At 38.6% G+C, this 17,091-nt stretch carries 17 protein-coding genes; 5 read left to right on the top strand and 12 right to left on the bottom strand.

Features of this window, described 5'->3' with window-relative positions; all coding sequences use genetic code 11:
* Positions 1-63 precede the first annotated feature (63 nt).
* The gene (gene ispG, locus RYX56_RS02080) at positions 64-1,167 is read left to right on the top strand and encodes a flavodoxin-dependent (E)-4-hydroxy-3-methylbut-2-enyl-diphosphate synthase (protein WP_317120482.1); all 1,104 of its coding nucleotides are present in this window, start codon (positions 64-66) and stop codon (positions 1,165-1,167) included.
* A 70-nt stretch (positions 1,168-1,237) separates the two neighbouring features.
* Here ispG and RYX56_RS02075 read toward each other — a convergent pair whose 3' ends face one another.
* A complete protein-coding gene (locus RYX56_RS02075; protein WP_317120481.1) occupies positions 1,238-1,774 on the bottom strand; it encodes a DUF4190 domain-containing protein in 537 nt (178 codons plus the stop codon).
* 177 nt (positions 1,775-1,951) lie between these two features.
* Between RYX56_RS02075 and RYX56_RS02070 the strand changes: the two genes are divergently transcribed.
* Positions 1,952-2,536, top strand: coding sequence for a hypothetical protein (locus RYX56_RS02070; RefSeq protein ID WP_317120480.1), 585 nt, complete (start codon positions 1,952-1,954; stop codon positions 2,534-2,536).
* Positions 2,537-2,590: 54 nt separating this feature from the next.
* Here the strand turns inward: RYX56_RS02070 and RYX56_RS02065 are convergent, their stop codons facing one another.
* The 5 genes from RYX56_RS02065 to RYX56_RS02045 all read right to left on the bottom strand — a co-directional run bounded on the left by RYX56_RS02065 (position 2,591) and on the right by RYX56_RS02045 (position 5,938).
* Complete coding sequence (locus RYX56_RS02065; RefSeq protein WP_317120479.1) at positions 2,591-2,809, bottom strand: DUF1540 domain-containing protein; 219 nt, start codon at positions 2,807-2,809, stop codon at positions 2,591-2,593.
* Positions 2,810-2,942: 133 nt separating this feature from the next.
* A complete protein-coding gene (locus RYX56_RS02060) occupies positions 2,943-3,356 on the bottom strand; it encodes a Fur family transcriptional regulator (RefSeq protein ID WP_317120478.1) in 414 nt (137 codons plus the stop codon).
* On the bottom strand, positions 3,346-4,206 hold the full coding sequence (locus tag RYX56_RS02055; RefSeq protein ID WP_317120477.1) for a metal ABC transporter permease: 861 nt from the start codon (positions 4,204-4,206) through the stop codon (positions 3,346-3,348). Before RYX56_RS02055 ends, RYX56_RS02060 begins: the two co-directional genes overlap by 11 nt.
* 70 nt (positions 4,207-4,276) lie before the next feature.
* Positions 4,277-5,152: a metal ABC transporter permease gene (locus tag RYX56_RS02050; protein ID WP_317120476.1), complete on the bottom strand. Its 876-nt coding sequence runs from the start codon at positions 5,150-5,152 to the stop codon at positions 4,277-4,279.
* A 3-nt stretch (positions 5,153-5,155) separates the two neighbouring features.
* Positions 5,156-5,938, bottom strand: a complete 783-nt coding sequence (locus RYX56_RS02045; RefSeq protein ID WP_317120475.1) for a metal ABC transporter ATP-binding protein — start codon at positions 5,936-5,938, stop codon at positions 5,156-5,158.
* Positions 5,939-6,175: 237 nt separating this feature from the next.
* On the opposite strand from RYX56_RS02045, the gene ppx reads away from it, so the two are divergent.
* Both ppx and RYX56_RS02035 read left to right on the top strand, forming a co-directional pair.
* Positions 6,176-7,732 (top strand): exopolyphosphatase, encoded by a 1,557-nt coding sequence (gene ppx / locus RYX56_RS02040; RefSeq protein ID WP_317120474.1) that lies wholly within the window; start codon positions 6,176-6,178, stop codon positions 7,730-7,732.
* A 91-nt stretch (positions 7,733-7,823) separates the two neighbouring features.
* Positions 7,824-9,935, top strand: a complete 2,112-nt coding sequence (locus tag RYX56_RS02035; protein WP_317120473.1) for an RNA degradosome polyphosphate kinase — start codon at positions 7,824-7,826, stop codon at positions 9,933-9,935.
* A gap of 149 nt (positions 9,936-10,084) precedes the next feature.
* Here the strand turns inward: RYX56_RS02035 and RYX56_RS02030 are convergent, their stop codons facing one another.
* From RYX56_RS02030 to RYX56_RS02015, 4 genes are all read right to left on the bottom strand, one after another.
* A complete protein-coding gene (locus tag RYX56_RS02030; RefSeq protein ID WP_317120472.1) occupies positions 10,085-10,795 on the bottom strand; it encodes a lytic transglycosylase domain-containing protein in 711 nt (236 codons plus the stop codon).
* A gap of 336 nt (positions 10,796-11,131) precedes the next feature.
* Positions 11,132-12,010: a metal ABC transporter permease gene (locus RYX56_RS02025; RefSeq protein ID WP_317120471.1), complete on the bottom strand. Its 879-nt coding sequence runs from the start codon at positions 12,008-12,010 to the stop codon at positions 11,132-11,134.
* A complete protein-coding gene (locus RYX56_RS02020; protein WP_317120470.1) occupies positions 12,007-12,762 on the bottom strand; it encodes a metal ABC transporter ATP-binding protein in 756 nt (251 codons plus the stop codon). Before RYX56_RS02020 ends, RYX56_RS02025 begins: the two co-directional genes overlap by 4 nt.
* Positions 12,763-12,989: 227 nt before the next feature.
* Entirely contained in the window at positions 12,990-14,126 is a 1,137-nt protein-coding gene (locus tag RYX56_RS02015; RefSeq protein WP_317120469.1) for a two-component system sensor histidine kinase NtrB, read from the bottom strand.
* A gap of 243 nt (positions 14,127-14,369) precedes the next feature.
* On the opposite strand from RYX56_RS02015, the gene RYX56_RS02010 reads away from it, so the two are divergent.
* Positions 14,370-14,636, top strand: coding sequence for a DUF2624 domain-containing protein (locus RYX56_RS02010; RefSeq protein WP_317120468.1), 267 nt, complete (start codon positions 14,370-14,372; stop codon positions 14,634-14,636).
* 46 nt (positions 14,637-14,682) lie between these two features.
* On the opposite strand, the gene RYX56_RS02005 is transcribed toward RYX56_RS02010, so the two are convergent.
* Together RYX56_RS02005 and RYX56_RS02000 are read right to left on the bottom strand one after the other, a co-directional pair.
* Positions 14,683-15,576, bottom strand: coding sequence for a deoxyribonuclease IV (locus tag RYX56_RS02005; RefSeq protein WP_317120467.1), 894 nt, complete (start codon positions 15,574-15,576; stop codon positions 14,683-14,685).
* A gap of 15 nt (positions 15,577-15,591) precedes the next feature.
* The gene (locus tag RYX56_RS02000) at positions 15,592-16,950 is read right to left on the bottom strand and encodes a DEAD/DEAH box helicase (protein ID WP_317120466.1); all 1,359 of its coding nucleotides are present in this window, start codon (positions 16,948-16,950) and stop codon (positions 15,592-15,594) included.
* Between the last annotated feature and the right edge of the window lie 141 nt (positions 16,951-17,091).

Genomic DNA, 17,091 nt, shown 5'->3' with positions numbered 1-17,091 from the left:
TATCTCATGAGAGACTAGACAAAAGTGGATCACCATTTTTGTTATAAAAGGAGCGATTGGTCAATGACCGAATTAACACATCGTACAAAAACTCGTCCCGTTAAGGTCGGTAATTTGACGATTGGTGGAAATGATGAAGTAGTTGTACAAAGTATGACAACAACGAAAACACATGATGTCGAAGCAACTGTTGCTGAAATTAAACGACTTGAAGAAGCCGGCTGTCAAATTGTTCGTGTTGCATGCCCTGATATGCGTGCAGCTGAAGCGATTGCTGATATTAAAGCACAAATTTCAATTCCGCTTGTTGTAGATATTCATTTTGACTACAAATTAGCTTTAAAAGCAATTGAAGGTGGCGCTGATAAGATTCGTATCAACCCTGGTAATATTGGTCGCCGCGAAAAAGTAGAAGCTGTTGTAAAAGCAGCAAAAGCAAAAGGCATTCCCATTCGAATTGGTGTAAATGCAGGTTCACTTGAAAAGCGTATTTTAGAAAAGTATGGCTATCCGACTGCAGATGGAATGGTTGAAAGTGCTCTTCATCACATTAAGATCTTAGAAGATCTTGATTTTCATGACATTATTGTGTCAATGAAGGCATCGGATGTAAACTTGGCAATTGAAGCGTATGAAAAGGCAGCAAAAGCCTTTGATTACCCACTTCATTTAGGAATTACCGAATCAGGAACTTTATTTGCAGGCACGATTAAAAGTGCTGCAGGGCTTGGTGCAATCTTAAACATGGGAATCGGTAACACGGTTCGTATTTCATTAAGTGCAGATCCTGTAGAGGAAGTAAAAGTAGCTCGTGAACTTCTTAAGTCATTTGGTCTTGCCGCTAATGCAGCAACCTTAATTTCTTGTCCGACTTGTGGACGTATTGAAATTGACTTGATTAGCATTGCTAATGAAGTTGAAGACTACATCTCAACGATTAAAGCGCCAATTAAAGTAGCTGTTCTTGGTTGTGCAGTAAACGGACCTGGTGAAGCACGTGAAGCAGATATCGGTATAGCTGGTGCTAGAGGTGAAGGTTTACTCTTCATGAAAGGCGAAATTGTCCGCAAAGTACCTGAAGAAACAATGGTTGAAGAATTAAAGCGTGAGATTGACAAAATTGCTGAGGAATATTTTGAAGCACAACGTCAATTAGAAAAAGCATAAGCCACAAGGCTTATGCTTTCTTTTTTATGGAGTGAAACAACCCTACTCCGCGCTCCCACACTCACCATGCTTAAAAGAATGGCGAGAAAAAGACGGTCATTAAAATCGACACGGCCCCGATCCCAATCGCCCAATTACCAAGCGTTGTAGAGCCAATGCGACGTGATACAAAACCAATAACAATCCCAGCTGCTCCAAGCAATACTGGTAAGAAGAATAACGACAAAATGGAAAGAACAATCGCAAATGTTCCAACTCCACGGCCAGCCGTGACGTCGCCTTCATTGCTCATAGCTGTTTCCTCTCTTTCAGAGGCTTCAACGGTTTGATTCTCATCAAACGGACGTGCTCCAGCCATTCCATTTATTGCTGCATATTCAGCTGCGTTTTCTTCTTGGAAACTTGGTTGAAGTGGATATTCCGTATTAACAGGCTCCTCTTCTACCTCTGCGTGACTTTCTGCCTCTGCTTCTTCTTTCGATAAAGCTAGTGAGAGGTCACGGTCATCATCTCGTCCTTCAACGTGGTTGTTAACAAGCGTTAAAGAACGATCATCCTCATCCAACAAGCGAATGGGTTCATCTTTTGGATGCTTATCATCTGCCATACGAATCCCTCACTTTCAAATTTTGTGGGAGCAGTAATAGTATGACGCCATACGGTAAAAATATAGGAGTTAATCTTTACAAGTGCAGGAAATGACCTAGATTATCTCCTTTATTTCGTGTAAGGTAAGGGTAGATTAACTACATAGGTAAAACAATATTTTTAAGAGGTGAAAGGTATGTCAGCTAAGAAACGTTTTGGGTTGGACATTGATGGTACTGTAACCGACCCTAATACATTTGTCCCACATTTAAATAAACATTTTAACCAGTCGCTCACACTCGATGATTTAACCCAGTATGATTTAACATCCATTCTCAATATTTCAGAACAGGAATTCTGGGAATGGATGACTAAGCATGAAGGTACTATTTATACAGAAGCAAAATTAGCACCATATGCGGAATCGATCTTACACAATTGGTCGAAGCAACATGACTTGATTTACATTACAGCAAGAAGAAAACACCTCAATGATATTACCAAAAGCTGGTTTGAAACGAACCAAGTGCCTTTTGATCATATTGAGCTTGTTGGTAAACACGATAAGCTTGAAGCTGTTCGTGAGCATCAATTAGATATTTTTTTTGAAGATAAACACGATAATGCAGTGATGATTGCCGAGGAATTCAAGATTCCTGTTATTTTAATGGATACACCATACAACCGACTCTCAGCACCTGATAATGTTATCCGTGCCTACACTTGGCAAGAAGCTAAGGAATGGGTCGACCAATGGATACTTGAAGTGGCAGAAAAATAATGAAGCCCCACGACAAAGAAGGCGAAACATGAATGTTTCGCCTTCTTTTTTTAGCTATTCTTTCTCACGGAAGGTATGGCAACAGGTCTCTTCGCTCTTTTTAGCAGCATCACGATGCAGGGCATCCGCATATGGCTCTTCCCCAGTTTCCATATGATAGTTGCGTTCTGCGTGACTATCGATTTCCACTAAAATCGAATCAGCCTGACATCGGTTTCCTTCTCCCCAAAACGTACAGTTTGCAACGTTGCATTTTACAACCGGATTTGCCATCGTCATCCCCTCCTATCATTAGGATGTGATCATTTTCTTCCCTCACACCTGTCAGTAGTTGGTGGTCTACCCAATAAAAAAACCTGCAACAGGAGTAGAATTTGCAGGTTGAATCATCTTGACCTTATATAAATTAGGCTTTGCACTCTTGACACTTACCGTAAATTTCAAATTTATGTCCTGTCACTTCGAAATCAGGGTATACTGCCTCCAGAGAATCCATCGGGCAGCTGTGAATATGCTTTGTTTTCCCGCATTCAAGACAAATAAGGTGATGGTGATGCTCAGTAGTGGAACAACTAAATCGATAGCGTTTTTCTCCTTCTAACTCCGTGGCCTCTAGAATTTCAAGCTCAGCAAACAGCGAAAGATTACGGTAGATTGTATCAAAGCTAAGTCCTGGATAATCGTCTTGAAGGTGCTCAAGGACATCTTTTGCTGACAAATACCGTTTCTCATCTGAAAATAAGCGAAGCATATCTGCACGCTTGTCCGTATGCTTAAATCCTTTATCTTTTAAAGCCGTCATCGCTTGATCAATGTTCACGTATATCCCTCCCTTGCCACTTTATTACAACCTTCTTTGTTATCATAACCACTATTAACTGAAGCAAGCCTATTACTACGATCATTCCTCCAGTCGCAATACTGAACTGATAGGAAAAATAAATCCCACTTAACATCGCCAATTGAGCAAATCCAACTCCATACCCGACGACTTGCTTAAAGCTTTTAGCAACATGGATGCTCGTTGCTACCGGTAAAACAACCATTGCTCCAACAAGAAGAATCCCAACCACTTTCATTGACATGGCAATCACAAATGCAACTAACACGGCAAAGATTCGATTCATGAGTCGAACGGAAATCCCTGAAACGGTGGCATATTCTTGGTCGAAGGAAATTGAAATGAACTCTTTATAGAATAGGAGAACCATGATCAATACGACAATGGCAGTAATGATGATAAAAATCAGATCCTCCCTCGTTACACTCACAATACTACCAAATAGATACATATACCATTCAGTATAACCTGACTTAGAAAGACTCATAAAAATTGCACTTAAGCCAACGCCAGCAGATAAAATGATTGGTATCGCTAATTCTTGAAAGTGTTTGTATATGTCTCGTAATTTCTCGATTAAAAGTGAACCCGCAACAGCAAAAGCAAGTCCAGCATACATTGGATTGATATCGGTAAACCAAATAGTCGTTGATCCTAATAGCACTCCAGCCGATATCCCTGTAAGAGTGATATGGGATAGAGATTCTGAAATAATCGAGACACGACGCACGAGTAAAAATGCCCCAACTACTGGACAAATAAGCGCAATAATCACTCCAGCGACCACACCGCGTTCAATAAATGTTAAATTCATCAATAAGTCTTGCATGTTCACCACTACCTTTTATGTCGTACCTATTGTACCTCTTTGCTGATCATTCAACAATGCTTTAGCATCTTTATTCTGCCGGTGTTTGTTTTGGTTTTTTCCACGTAAAGGAGTGTCCACCTCGAAACTTATCAATAAAAATCGATACGATTAAGATGAGAACAGCAAGTATCACAATTGTTCCACCAGGAGCTAAATCTAATTGATAAGCAGCAATCAACCCTCCAATAACAGAGATTTCACCAAAGAGGATCGAATAGACAAACATTTGTTTAAATCCACGAGCAAACCGCATTGCAGCTGCTACTGGAAGGGTCATCAGTGAGGACACCAGCAAAATTCCAACAATTCTCATCGATGCCGCAATCACCAGCGCTACCATCACGATGAAAATAAAGTGCACGATTTTACGATTCAGTCCAGATACCACTGCCTGTTCCTCGTCAAATGAAAGAAAAAATAACTCTTTATAAAACATGATTAAAACAATGAGAACCAACACAGTAACACCCAAAATCGTCCAAAGATCTGAACGTGTTACAGCAATAACACTTCCGAATAAATAGTTAAATAGGTCATTATTAAATCCATCGGCCAGTGAAATAAATACAACACCAAGACCTATTCCCGCAGATAAGATAATTGGAATCGCAATTTCTTTATAATATTGATACACACTTCGTAACTGTTCGATTAATAACGCCCCTCCAACAGAAAAAACCATTCCCATATAAAGAGGGTTCATTCCTTGAAAGAAGGCGAAGTGCTTACCTAAAAGTAAACTCGCTGCTATACCAGATAACGTAATATGCGAAAGAGCATCGGCGATAAGAGAAAGCCTTCTGACAACCAAAAAGACACCTAACATCGGTGCCAACAGCCCAATCATGATTCCGGCATAAAAAGCGTTCTGTAAAAATTCATAGCGAAAAAACGCTTCAAGCATCGCTTAATGCCCCCCGTGACTATGATTATGAGTGAGAAGATGAACATCATGACCATAAATGGCTGATAGATCTTGATTCTCTTCAAACTCTTTTGGATTGCCGTGAAAATGCAGGTGTTTATTTAAACAGGCTACATTTGTCACATGATCAGTCATAGCCCCGATGTCATGAGTCACCATTAAAAGTGTAATCCCTTTATCTCGATTTAAATCACTTAACATATCGTAAAAGGATTTCACACTTTTCGCATCGACCCCAACAGTCGGTTCATCAAGAATTAATAATTCCGGGTCACTCACGAGAGCTCGCGCTATAAAGACACGCTGTTGCTGACCGCCCGAGAGCTCTCCAATATTTTGATGGATGTAATCCGTCATTGCCACACTGGCAATAGCCTGACGTACTTTTTCTTTATGTTTACGATTTAGAAAACGAAAGAGTCCTACTTTCCCGTATAATCCCATTGAAACGACTTCAAATACTGTTGCCGGAAAACCTGAATTAAAACTGTTTGCTTTTTGCGAAACAAATCCGATCTTATCCCAGCTTTTAAATTTATCAACTCGCTCACCAAATAAGTAAACTTCTCCACTTTGTGGTTTTTTTAATCCTAATATTGTTTTGATTAACGTAGACTTCCCTGAACCGTTTGGCCCCACTAAACCTAGAAATGCGCCTTTTTCAATGGGAAGTGTAATATTTTCTAATACATTCCGGTTACCATAACGAAAAGAAACATTTTTGATCTCAACGACCGTATCTGTTTTTGTAAGTGTTGTTACCACTCATATCCCTCCTCTTCAGCGATTCATTCGTTTATATACAAGTTTATCCATATGCATTCATTTAAATAGTCAGAACCATTCCGATTTATAAACAATCTTTACTCATTATAAAGCAAAATCGTGATCTGTCCACCCTTTTAGCTTAGGTAGATACGGATTTGATATAATGAGAAAAATCAGACCATACCTACATTTCCTTATTGCTTACCTTCTATATATAAGAGAGGATGTCTATCCATGAATAATCAACGTTTTGCCATTATCGATATCGGATCTAACTCTATTCGCCTTGTTATCACTGAACTTGATTCCCAAGGTCGCTTCAAAGAATTACATAACGTCAAAAATGTCGCTCGTTTAAGCAAGCATCTGAATCAAGATAAGGAAATAACAGAGGAAGGTGTAAATGTCTTAATTGAGACACTTGTTCGCTTTAAAGAGATGATGAACTTCCACGAGGTTGCTCAAATTGCCGCAGTAGGTACTGCTGCCTTACGTCAATCAAAAAACCAACAAGACATTATTACGATGATTGAAGATATGTTAGGAATTAAAATACGAGTGCTTACTGATTACGAGGAAGCTTATTACGGGTATTTAGCTGTTGTGAATTCTACTTCCATTAAAGATGGCTTTACCATCGATATTGGAGGAGGAAGTACGGAAGTGACCTATTTCAAAAATAGAGAATTAAAACATTTTCACAGTTTCCCCTTTGGGGCAGTCACCCTGCAGTCGACTTTTATTAGTGGCAGTGACGCTACCGAACAAGAGCTTGCCACTATGCATGACTTTATCATTAATCAATTTCACCAACTTACATGGATAAAGGAAGTTAAACCTATGAATGTAATAGGCATTGGTGGAAGTGCAAGAAACCTAGCCCTTATTCATCAACAAAAAGTTGAATACCCACTAGGTGGTCTTCACCAATATGAAATGTCACAAACAGAACTGAAACATTTGTATGAGTCTCTCTCCAGTACATCTTTAGAGGATCGCCACGCAATTGATGGATTGTCTAAAGACCGAGCAGACATCATTGTACCTGCAGCTCTTGTCATTTCATCTTTTATACAATACGTCGAAGCAGAAAGCTTTATTTTAAGTCGTCGTGGCCTTCGTGACGGTATTTTATATGAAGAAATGCTACGACCAATGGAAACAAATCGTTTTCCAGTCGTTATTGAAGAAAGCTTCCATCAACTCAGTCATAATTTTGACATCCAGTTAAGTCATGTTAATTATGTAACGAAGCTTGTCAGCATGCTCTATCAACATTTCAAAGAGTATGCACCAATTTCAGATAGTGACGAGGCTTTGACATTGCTTCGCTACAGCACCAAGGTTTTGTACATTGGAGAATTTATTAACAAAGAATCAAGTAGCACCCACACGTTTTATTTGTTAACGAATATGACTATTGATGGGCTTAATCACAAAGAAAGATTAGCGATTGCCTTCATTTCATCCTTTAAATCAAAGTCACAGTTAGTGAGACTCGCTAAACCATATAAGGATGTAATCTCGAAAAAAGAGTTAAAATGGTATGAATTTTTAGGTTCGTTAATGAAGCTCGCATATAGTTTAAATAAAACGCGTCGCCATTTAATAAAACACATCGGAGAACCAACCTTTAACGGTTCTAAAGTTGCTTTACCCCTTCATTTTGAAAGTGACTGTTCGTTTGAAATGGAGTATGCCACAAAGCACAAAAAACACCTTGAGCGCATCACAAACCTAGACATTGACCTAGAGTTTATCTCTGCTTGGAGTCAGAACGAGTATTCTTAACATAATATTTACATTGTATTGATAAAATATAGAAGGATACCTGTGATTACAAATGCTGATTCTCTACTATAGAACAGAAAGGTTGACGCTCATGTCAAAGGAGTTTATCGATCAAGCTCCCATAAACTTTAATGATCCTCATCATTACAATAATCGAGAATTGAGTTGGCTTGCCTTTAACGAGCGAGTACTTGAAGAGGCAATTGATGAAAGGAACCCATTACTCGAGAGATTGAAGTTTTTAGCGATCTTCAGTTCGAATCTAGATGAATTTTTCATGGTCCGCGTTGCAGGGTTAAAAGATCAAGTTAAGGCTGGATTTAATCGCCCTGAAAATAAAGCTGGACTAACCCCAAAGCAACAGCTAAAAGAAATTGCTAAAGTTAATCACAGACTCGTTACACTTCAAGACCGTGTCTTTACAGAAACTCTTGTACCAATGCTCTATCATGAAGGATTTCAGTTTTTAGCCATAAATGAGCTGAACGAAGATCAACTTCACTTTCTTAAAAAACGATTTCATCATTATATTTATCCCGTCCTGACTCCAATGGCTATTGATGCGTATCGGCCTTTTCCAATGCTATTAAATAAAAGTTTGAATTTAGCTGTATTATTAAAGAATGAATCGGACCAAAAAAATCAATTAGCCATTGTTCAAGTACCTTCCGTGCTCAATCGATTTATTAGCTTACCTTTTTCAAATAAGAAAGAAGCTTTTATTATGCTTGAGGAAGTTATTAGTCATTTTATTGGTGAATTATTTCTTGGGTATGATGTCGTATCCGTATCCCCCTTTCGAATAACCAGAAATGCCGATATGACTATTCACGAGGAAGGGGCACGTGATCTATTGCGTGAAATTGAAAAAGAATTAAAAAAACGCAAATGGGGAGCTGGGGTTCGACTTGAGATGCAAGAAGGGACAATGAACCCTACTGTTTTGAGCTTATTACTTGATGTGCTTGAGATTCACAAAGGGGATGTCTACTCCTTTCAAGGTCCTCTAGACCTCTCCTTTTTATTTAAATTTTACAGGCAACTTGCCAATGATCATGAGCACTTAGCAAATGAAAACCTGATTCCTCAACCTCCTTTCGATTTGATTGGCGAGGAGAATATTTTTGATGCCATTTCGAGAAAGGATATTTTTTTGCATCATCCATATGAGTCCTTCCAGCCAGTCGTTGACTTCATCTCTCAGGCCGCGGATGACCCAGATGTCTTAGCAATCAAGCAGACGCTCTATCGGGTCAGTGGTGATTCCCCGATCATACATGCCCTAGAAAGAGCTGCTGAAAACGGAAAGCAAGTGACGGTATTAGTTGAATTAAAAGCTCGCTTTGATGAGGAAAACAATATTCAATGGGCAAAGAAACTTGAAAAGGCTGGCGTCCATGTCATTTATGGTATCACCTCTCTGAAGACTCATAGCAAAATCACCCTCGTTGTTAGGCATCAGAACCATGAAGTACAACGCTTTGTTCATCTAGGTACCGGTAACTACAATGACTCGACCGCTAAACAATATACAGATATGGGCTTGTTGACGAGTAATGAGAAAATGGGTATTGATGCCACAAATTTTTTCAATTATCTAAGTGGCTATCGTGAAAAACCGACATGGTACTACCTCTCTACAGCTCCATTTGAAATAAGAGACCAATTTCTACAATTAATTGATCAAGAAATCAAGAATCAACAGCAATACGGCAATGGCCGTATTATCGCCAAAATGAACTCACTAACGGATAAACCGATTATTCTAAAGCTATATGAAGCATCAAATGCTGGCGTGAAAATCGACCTGATCGTAAGAGGTATTTGTTGCTTACGACCAGGCATTAAAAAAGTTAGTGAAAACATACGAGTCAGAAGCATCGTTGATCGTTTTTTAGAACATAGTCGAATTTTCTATTTTCATCATAATGGAGAAAAAAAGGTTTACCTTTCTTCTGCTGACTGGATGACACGTAATATGGAAAAGCGTATTGAAATTTTGTTTCCTATTCTAAACGCCTCCATAAAAAACCGCATAAAAGAAATCCTGGACATTACACTTCTTGATAACACAAAAGCTCGTGAACAAGACTCAGATGGTACTTATCACTATGTCAAAAAAGCAGATACAGAAACGTCTGTGCAATCACAATTAACGTTTTATGAGCAATCCTTTAAGCATGCGGAATCATTCGATGAATGATGAAAAAATAGTGAAGAAAACCTTAATGGAAAGGCAGTTCTTCTCTATCTGATCTTATCCTTCAAATTCCACCGTAAATCGATCGTTCGCTCCATCCTCTCATGACAAAAAAAGCAGTGAAACCATATCCGGTTTCACTGCTTCCCACATTACTCTTTATTCAAATATGCAAAGCCTTCAAGTGCTTCTGCATTTTCTTGAATTTCTACGGCATACCAGCTAGCGGCATCACCGTTTTCTTCGATATATTTCTCAAGACCGTACATCCCACGGTGATAGGCTGTTAGTGCATGATCCCAATCATCATAACGATCATGTAAAAACCCTAAATATTCGATCGCTAATTCAATCGAATATATGGGATCATACAATAGATCATCTGCATAATCCAACCCTGCTTTATCTGCAATCCATGGTGCTGTATTTTTCATAAACTGCGCCATGCCATATGCATGTCCATAACGTGTTTCTGGTCCAACCAATGTCGGGTCAAACTTCCCTCCAGTTTCTGTACGAAGAAGTTCATAAACGATCAGTGGATCTATATCATGTTGTTCTGCCACTTCCCCTAGGAAGACCCCCCACTCTTTTTTGAACCTTCCTTCACTATCTTCATAAAGATCATCAGCTAATTTTACAGATCTCATCCAAGAATTGTATCCAGTTTCTCTTTCTATATCTCCATCTTGCTCGGCATAGTATAATTCCATTTCTTTTACTTCATGAGCTGTTTGCAGCTCCTCAATTGTTTCCTCTGATTCTTTAACTGTTTCCTGCAGCTGAATCGTCTGGTAGAAAAAATATCCTACGCCTATAGCAAGAGTTAGTACAGCGATCATCCAAAATAAATGTTTTTTCATCGTGTAAGTACTCCTCTTTGTAAATGTATTTGATAAAATATACATGCTACGTTTGTTTCAGTGCTTATAATCCTACAGAAATCCATCAGACAAAACAACATGAGTGACAGGGGATCTCCTCTAGTGTCGTCCCTTTAATCGGGTTCTCCTAATCAGAGAACATTCTTTTCATACAGATAACAGTGTTTTCGTCTGTCATCCTCGCTTTTTCAGTGTTTTAATAGGAAAGAAATTAGAAGAGAAGGAAATGATTACTGATTCTTTGGGATCATTTAGCAATCTTTTAAAAAAGAAAAAACACCCATTCCACAATAAAAGGGTGATTTTCGGAGAAGATCAAGAAGCGCTTTTAACATGTCTATATTTCCTTTGTCGGAATTTTTTTGTAATAACTCCTTGTTTTGGTGCAAAGAAAAAGGCTAAACCAAACAACACGGATGCGGCTAAAACGATCGACGCTCCACTCGCTACATCATAGAGAACAGAGAAATAAATGCCTACCACAGCAGAAATGACGCCAAACAGGGCTGATAGACTTAACATAACTGGTAGTCGATCTGTTAATAAGTACGCAGTTGCACCAGGAGTGATTAACATGGCTACTACTAAAACAATCCCAACAGACTTTAACGAAGCAACCGTTACAAGAGATAACAAAAGCATGAGTAAATAATGTATTAAATGAACAGGAATACCTGTGGCTTTTGCCATTATCGGATCAAATGTACTGATTAATAATGGTCGATAAAAAATAATGATTAGAAGTATGACAAAAAAGCCAATTCCGGCTGTTATCCATAAATCAACACGTGATACAGCTAATACATTTCCAAACAAGATATGCCACAAATCTACACCCGTTCCCCTTAGACCAGTTATCATCACTATTCCTAAAGCGAAGGCTGCTGTAAATAAGATCCCTATGGCTGAATCATCCTTGATCCGACTATTTTGCGAGACATATCCAATTGCTAATGCCGTCAAAACACCTGTCAATACGGCTCCAAAAAAGAAGTTAACTCCAATCATATAAGACACAACTACACCTGGTAAGACGGCATGAGAGATTGCATCCCCCATCAATGCCATCCCCCTTAAAATGATAAAGCAACCGATTACGCCGCAAATAATCCCAACAAGAATAGCTGCAAATAATGCTTGTTGTAAGTAAGGGTAGCGCATCACTTGGTCAATAAAGAAAGAAATATTTGTCATTGCGGTGTCACCACCATCTGTTTTTCATTTGAGCCAAATAATGCAAGCCCACCTTTATATGTTTTTTGAAGGATCTCTGGTGTGTAAACTTGATCAACTGAGCCAAATTGAATCAACTCTTTATTGATTAAAAGAAGCTGATCAAAATAATCTTGAACCTTGCTCAGATCATGATGGACAACAAAGATGGTTTTATTTTCTGCTTTTAATTCTCTTAAAAGTCCAATAATGATTTCTTCTGAGGTCACATCAATTCCTACGAATGGTTCGTCTAGAAAAAAGACATTTGCCTCTTGTGCCAATGCTCTTGCAATAAACACACGCTGCTGCTGGCCTCCTGACAACTCTCCTATTTGACGTTTCGCAAAATCAAGCATACCGACTTTCTTTAAGCAAGCAGCAACAACCTCTTTATCGATGCTGCTAGGACGCTTATACCACACTATATGCGTTGCTCGCCCCATCATAACTACATCCTGCACCAGGACCGGAAAGTCCCAATCAATTTGGCTGCGCTGAGGCACATAGGAGATTTGTTTACGGACTTCTTTTACTTTTTTCCCTAAAACCGAAATCGTCCCTTTATACTTTTCAAGCCCCAAAATTGCTTTCATTAAAGTTGATTTGCCTGCCCCATTTGGACCAACAACGCCGATCAATTGACCTTCTTTTGCCTTGAAGCTAATATCTTTTATTGCTTCATTATCTTCGTAATAGACAGATAACTGACTCACTTCTATGACATCACTCATAATTTGTAACCCCCTATTCCCTTAAACATAATCCTGTTAGCTTATTATCTTCTTAGTGTATGGTCAAAATCGCCTAAATGTGCAAATTAGTTTCAGGAATAAAAGTTTACTTAGGGAAACTTTTATTCCTAAGTACAATTATAGAGACAATTTCGACTGTTGTAAACTCCTAGGTTTAACGCCTTCAGATATAACCAAAAAGAGCCTTCCATATTTGTATGGAAAGCTCATTGATTATAAGAAGTAAAAGGTAAGGTTAAAGTAACAGTCGTACCCACGTTTAATTCACTTTCAATGGTGAACTCGCCACCATGATCCTCGATGATTTTTTTACATAAAGGAATTCCGATCCCTGTTCCACTTTCTTTTGTTGTAAAAAAAGGTTTACCCAATTGCTCTAATACGTGGTTCGGCATTCCTTTTCCATTATCGGTGATGATTACTTTATAAACGGTCTCACAGGGGTAGCTTTTAATTTTAAATTCACGCGAAGTATTAGAGCCACCGTAGGCTTCAATTGAATTTCGCAGTAAATTAAGCATAACTTGTTTAACCATCGATTCGTTCACATATACTAATTGATCTACCTCGCTTATTTCAAGGGTTAAATTCACATCATGTAATAAACATTCCGCCTTAATAATTTCAATCAAAGACTCCATAATATGTACTGGAGATTGTTGTTTACGATCAATTTTCTTACGGGAAACTGATAAGAAGTCTTCAATAATATTATTCATTCGGTTTAATTCTGAAATAACCGTATCATAATACTTCTCATGATCTCCTGTTAATTTGGCTAATTGCATGAAGCCTTTGATGACCGAGAGAGGGTTACGCAATTCATGAGCAACTCCCGCTGCAATATGAGAAACGGCTTCCATTTGATGATGAAATGTTAACAGGTTTTCAAATTGCTTTTGTAAGGATCGATCTTCAAAAACAACATACACGTCCCCATTTTCACAAGGGGTTAAGGCGCGCACTCGTACAAGCATATCACCTTCTTCAAAGTCAGCCTCAGTACCCTTGCTAGTCTCATGAACTTTTGCAACTAGATGATAGGATAAAGACAACAATTCATCGTGAGTAGCTAATTCTTCAAGAGAAGAACCATTTAAATAAGTCGGACGCATATCCGTTAATTCGATAAATACATAATTCCAATCGACGATATCTGTATAATGATTAACCCTAATATAAGGGATACCAAGTTCATCAATATAATTCCTCGTATCAGTGGCTGATTGTGCACCAAGCAAAGGTTCATCCTTCTCCTTGCCTTGAGGAGTTGTAGTGTTTGATTGAGTGTACATATGATTTCTCCCTTTAGGGGCGATTTTGTCTAAATAGTACTTCTTCATTCTGCCCCTCTCCTTCTTTGCATGATCAAGTTCTAAAGATTGAAGTAGAACTTTCTCTACTTAGATATAGAGGTAACTTCTGATTGTCCTATAAACATTCATCCAACTCATGTCTATTATCTATTCTAGAAGAACTAGGAAATCTCCTTTTTTTTCCGCACATTTTTACTAATCGAACATATATTTAAAAGAATGGTCTAAATCTGCTATTCCTAGATTTATTATGAACAAAGGGGTGCTTGGATGAATTCAATTATGCAACAACTTGTAAACCAAAAAGTAAACTCATTAACCGCAGCGGAATTAATGCAACTTAGTTCTCAATACCAAATTCCGCTTAATCAAAAGCAAGCGGAAGGGGTTATCGACGTTTTACGAGAAGAACATATTGATGTGGGGAATCAAGCACAAATCAATCGGATTCTCCAACGCCTACAAACAGATGTTGACCCTCACGTCTCTACCATCGTTTCCCAACTGCTGCAACAATTTGGTCATTTTTTATCTTAATTCAAAAAGGGAACATACTCAAAAAATTTGAGTATGTTCCCTTTTTTTATTCCATTATTTTTCCTAGAATGTGTTCGTCAAATTCTCCTGCTTTCAACATCTCAATTTCATGTTTATATGGAGGCTTCTTGTTTTTCTTATCCTCGCCAACAAATGGCGTTTCAAGAATCTTTGGTACACTTTCTAGCTGAGGATGATGAACAACTTTATGGAGGGCCTTAAACCCAATATGGCCAAATCCAATATTCTCATGACGGTCTTTCTTTGCCCCGCAGATGTTTTTACTATCATTGATGTGAAGTACTTTCAGTCGATCTATTCCGACCACACGATCAAATTCATCTAAAACACCATCAAAATCCTGTACGATATCATATCCGGCATCATGAACGTGACAAGTGTCTAAACAAACGGATAGACGTTCATTATGTTTTACACCGTTAATGATCTGTGCTAATTCTTCAAACGAACGACCGCACTCTGTCCCTTTTCCAGCCATTGTTTCAAGGGCAATTTGTACATCATTCTTTGTTTCAAGCACTTCATTTAGACCTTCAATAATCTTTGCAATTCCAACATCTGCACCAGCCCCTACATGAGCACCAGGGTGTAAAACGATTTGTTTAGCACCAAGTGCTTCTGTACGTTCAATCTCTGAACGTAAGAAGTTAACACCTAGTTCAAATGTCTCTGGTTTTGTTGTATTAGCAATATTAATGATATAAGGTGCGTGAACGACAATATCCACCATACCGTGTTCACTCATATGAGCAAGCCCTGCCTCAATATTTAACTCCTCAATTGGCTTCCGACGGGTGTTTTGAGGGGCACCTGTATAGATCATAAAGGTATTTGCACCATAAGATGCAGCTTCTAAACTTGCTCCAAGAAGCATCTGTTTCCCATTCATTGATACATGCGATCCGATTTTTAACGTCATGCTGATCCCCCGTTATTACTTTTTACGTGATGAAATACGGCGCTCTCGTTGCGCTTCTTTTGCTTGTTTAAACTTTGCTTTTTTCTTATAGCCTGGTTTTACTTTTTTCGGCTTTGCTTTTGCTTTTCCTGTCCCTGTATTCACGGTTTCTTTTTTCGGTCCCTTCGTTGTTGCTTCTTGATTTGATGTAGGCTTCTGGCGTTTACCTGGCACACCTAGTGGTGGTTTATCAAGCTTTAGCCATTCACCTTTCTTGAAATCATAATAAGTGAATTTAATTCCTCTTTTTAATAACTTTTCGACCGCTTGCTGATCATTTTGTTCAAAGATCGTATAAGCAATCCCATCAGCACCAGCTCGAGCTGTACGGCCTACACGGTGTACATAGAAATCTAGATCCTTAGGTAATCCAAAATTAATAATATGGGTTACACCTTTTACATCCAGTCCACGTGCAGCAAGGTCAGTCGCTACTAGATACTGCATCTTCACTTCTTTTACTTGCTTCATAATTTGTTTACGTTGACGTGGCTGCAATCCACCATGGATGCAGTCAACATTCAAACCAGCCTCTTGCATCACTTTTGTCACTTCATCTGCCTGTTCTTTTGTGTTCGTAAACACAATTGCCAAATATGGGTTAATTGATTCTGCAAGCTCGACAACAAATTTCATTTTGTCTCGATTACGAAGAGGCACAATGCGATGCTCAATCTTTGATGCCGTTACATGCTTAGGTTCAACCTGCACATGCCTAGGGTCATTCATGTATTTCTTTAAAAATGGCTGTAATTTCTCTGGAATCGTTGCAGAAAAGACCATCATTTGCATGTTTTCTGCCATACGCGAAGCGACTTTATCAACATCTGCGATAAATCCCATATCAAGCATTTGGTCAGCTTCATCTACTACAAGCATTGACGCTGTATATACAAGCAGCGCCTTTTCATCAACTAAATCACCAATACGGCCTGCTGTACCGACAACGATATGAGGTTGGTTCTTTAAGCTATCAATAGCTCGTTGACGATCTGTACCACCTACTAAAAGCTTCGCATGAATCATGTTGTCTTCTGGACAATGCTCAATAAGCTTTTTTAACTCATCAAATAATTGAGAAGCAAGCTCTCTTGTTGGAGCTGTAATAACTGCTTGTACTTCATCTTTCGTTGTATCAATTTTATCTAAGATCGGTAACAAAAAGGATAATGTCTTCCCTGTTCCTGTTTGAGATTGGCCGATCACATCTTTTCCATTTTTAATAGCTGGTATTAAACGTTCTTGAATTTCAGTTGGTAATGAAAAACGTTGCGCCGATAGCGCCTCTATCAGAAATGGTTTTAATTCAAACCTTTTAAAATTAGTTGCTTCCATAATTGTTCTCACCCTTCATCCGTGACTATTTCATGCAATAGTTCAATGCAATAGTTCATTTTATCATAGTTTACACTATAGATGCCAATGAAGTTTTAATCCTGTTCCCTTTTCACCCTTTTCTCTCTTGTGCATATACCT

The sequence above is a fragment of the Alkalihalophilus lindianensis genome (genome assembly GCF_032843265.1).
Lineage (GTDB): Bacteria > Bacillota > Bacilli > Bacillales > Bacillaceae_D > Alkalihalophilus > Alkalihalophilus lindianensis.
Note: the sequence above shows the minus strand (reverse complement) of the source record. Positions and strands in the feature narration are given on the sequence as shown.

Excerpts from the sequence above, each read along its gene's own strand:
- RYX56_RS02070 (WP_317120480.1), top strand. The coding sequence starts at position 1,952 with ATGTCAGCTAAGAAACGTTTTGGGTTGGACATTGATGGTACTGTAACC.
- RYX56_RS02010 (WP_317120468.1), top strand. The coding sequence starts at position 14,370 with ATGAATTCAATTATGCAACAACTTGTAAACCAAAAAGTAAACTCATTA.
- RYX56_RS02020 (WP_317120470.1), bottom strand. The coding sequence starts at position 12,762 with ATGAGTGATGTCATAGAAGTGAGTCAGTTATCTGTCTATTACGAAGAT.
- RYX56_RS02055 (WP_317120477.1), bottom strand. The coding sequence starts at position 4,206 with ATGCAAGACTTATTGATGAATTTAACATTTATTGAACGCGGTGTGGTC.
- RYX56_RS02005 (WP_317120467.1), bottom strand. The coding sequence starts at position 15,576 with ATGACGTTAAAAATCGGATCGCATGTATCAATGAATGGGAAACAGATG.
- RYX56_RS02075 (WP_317120481.1), bottom strand. The coding sequence starts at position 1,774 with ATGGCAGATGATAAGCATCCAAAAGATGAACCCATTCGCTTGTTGGAT.
- RYX56_RS02030 (WP_317120472.1), bottom strand. The coding sequence starts at position 10,795 with ATGAAAAAACATTTATTTTGGATGATCGCTGTACTAACTCTTGCTATA.
- ppx (WP_317120474.1), top strand. The coding sequence starts at position 6,176 with ATGAATAATCAACGTTTTGCCATTATCGATATCGGATCTAACTCTATT.
- RYX56_RS02015 (WP_317120469.1), bottom strand. The coding sequence starts at position 14,126 with ATGAAGAAGTACTATTTAGACAAAATCGCCCCTAAAGGGAGAAATCAT.
- RYX56_RS02035 (WP_317120473.1), top strand. The coding sequence starts at position 7,824 with ATGTCAAAGGAGTTTATCGATCAAGCTCCCATAAACTTTAATGATCCT.
- RYX56_RS02000 (WP_317120466.1), bottom strand. The coding sequence starts at position 16,950 with ATGGAAGCAACTAATTTTAAAAGGTTTGAATTAAAACCATTTCTGATA.
- RYX56_RS02050 (WP_317120476.1), bottom strand. The coding sequence starts at position 5,152 with ATGCTTGAAGCGTTTTTTCGCTATGAATTTTTACAGAACGCTTTTTAT.
- RYX56_RS02065 (WP_317120479.1), bottom strand. The coding sequence starts at position 2,809 with ATGGCAAATCCGGTTGTAAAATGCAACGTTGCAAACTGTACGTTTTGG.
- RYX56_RS02025 (WP_317120471.1), bottom strand. The coding sequence starts at position 12,010 with ATGACAAATATTTCTTTCTTTATTGACCAAGTGATGCGCTACCCTTAC.
- ispG (WP_317120482.1), top strand. The coding sequence starts at position 64 with ATGACCGAATTAACACATCGTACAAAAACTCGTCCCGTTAAGGTCGGT.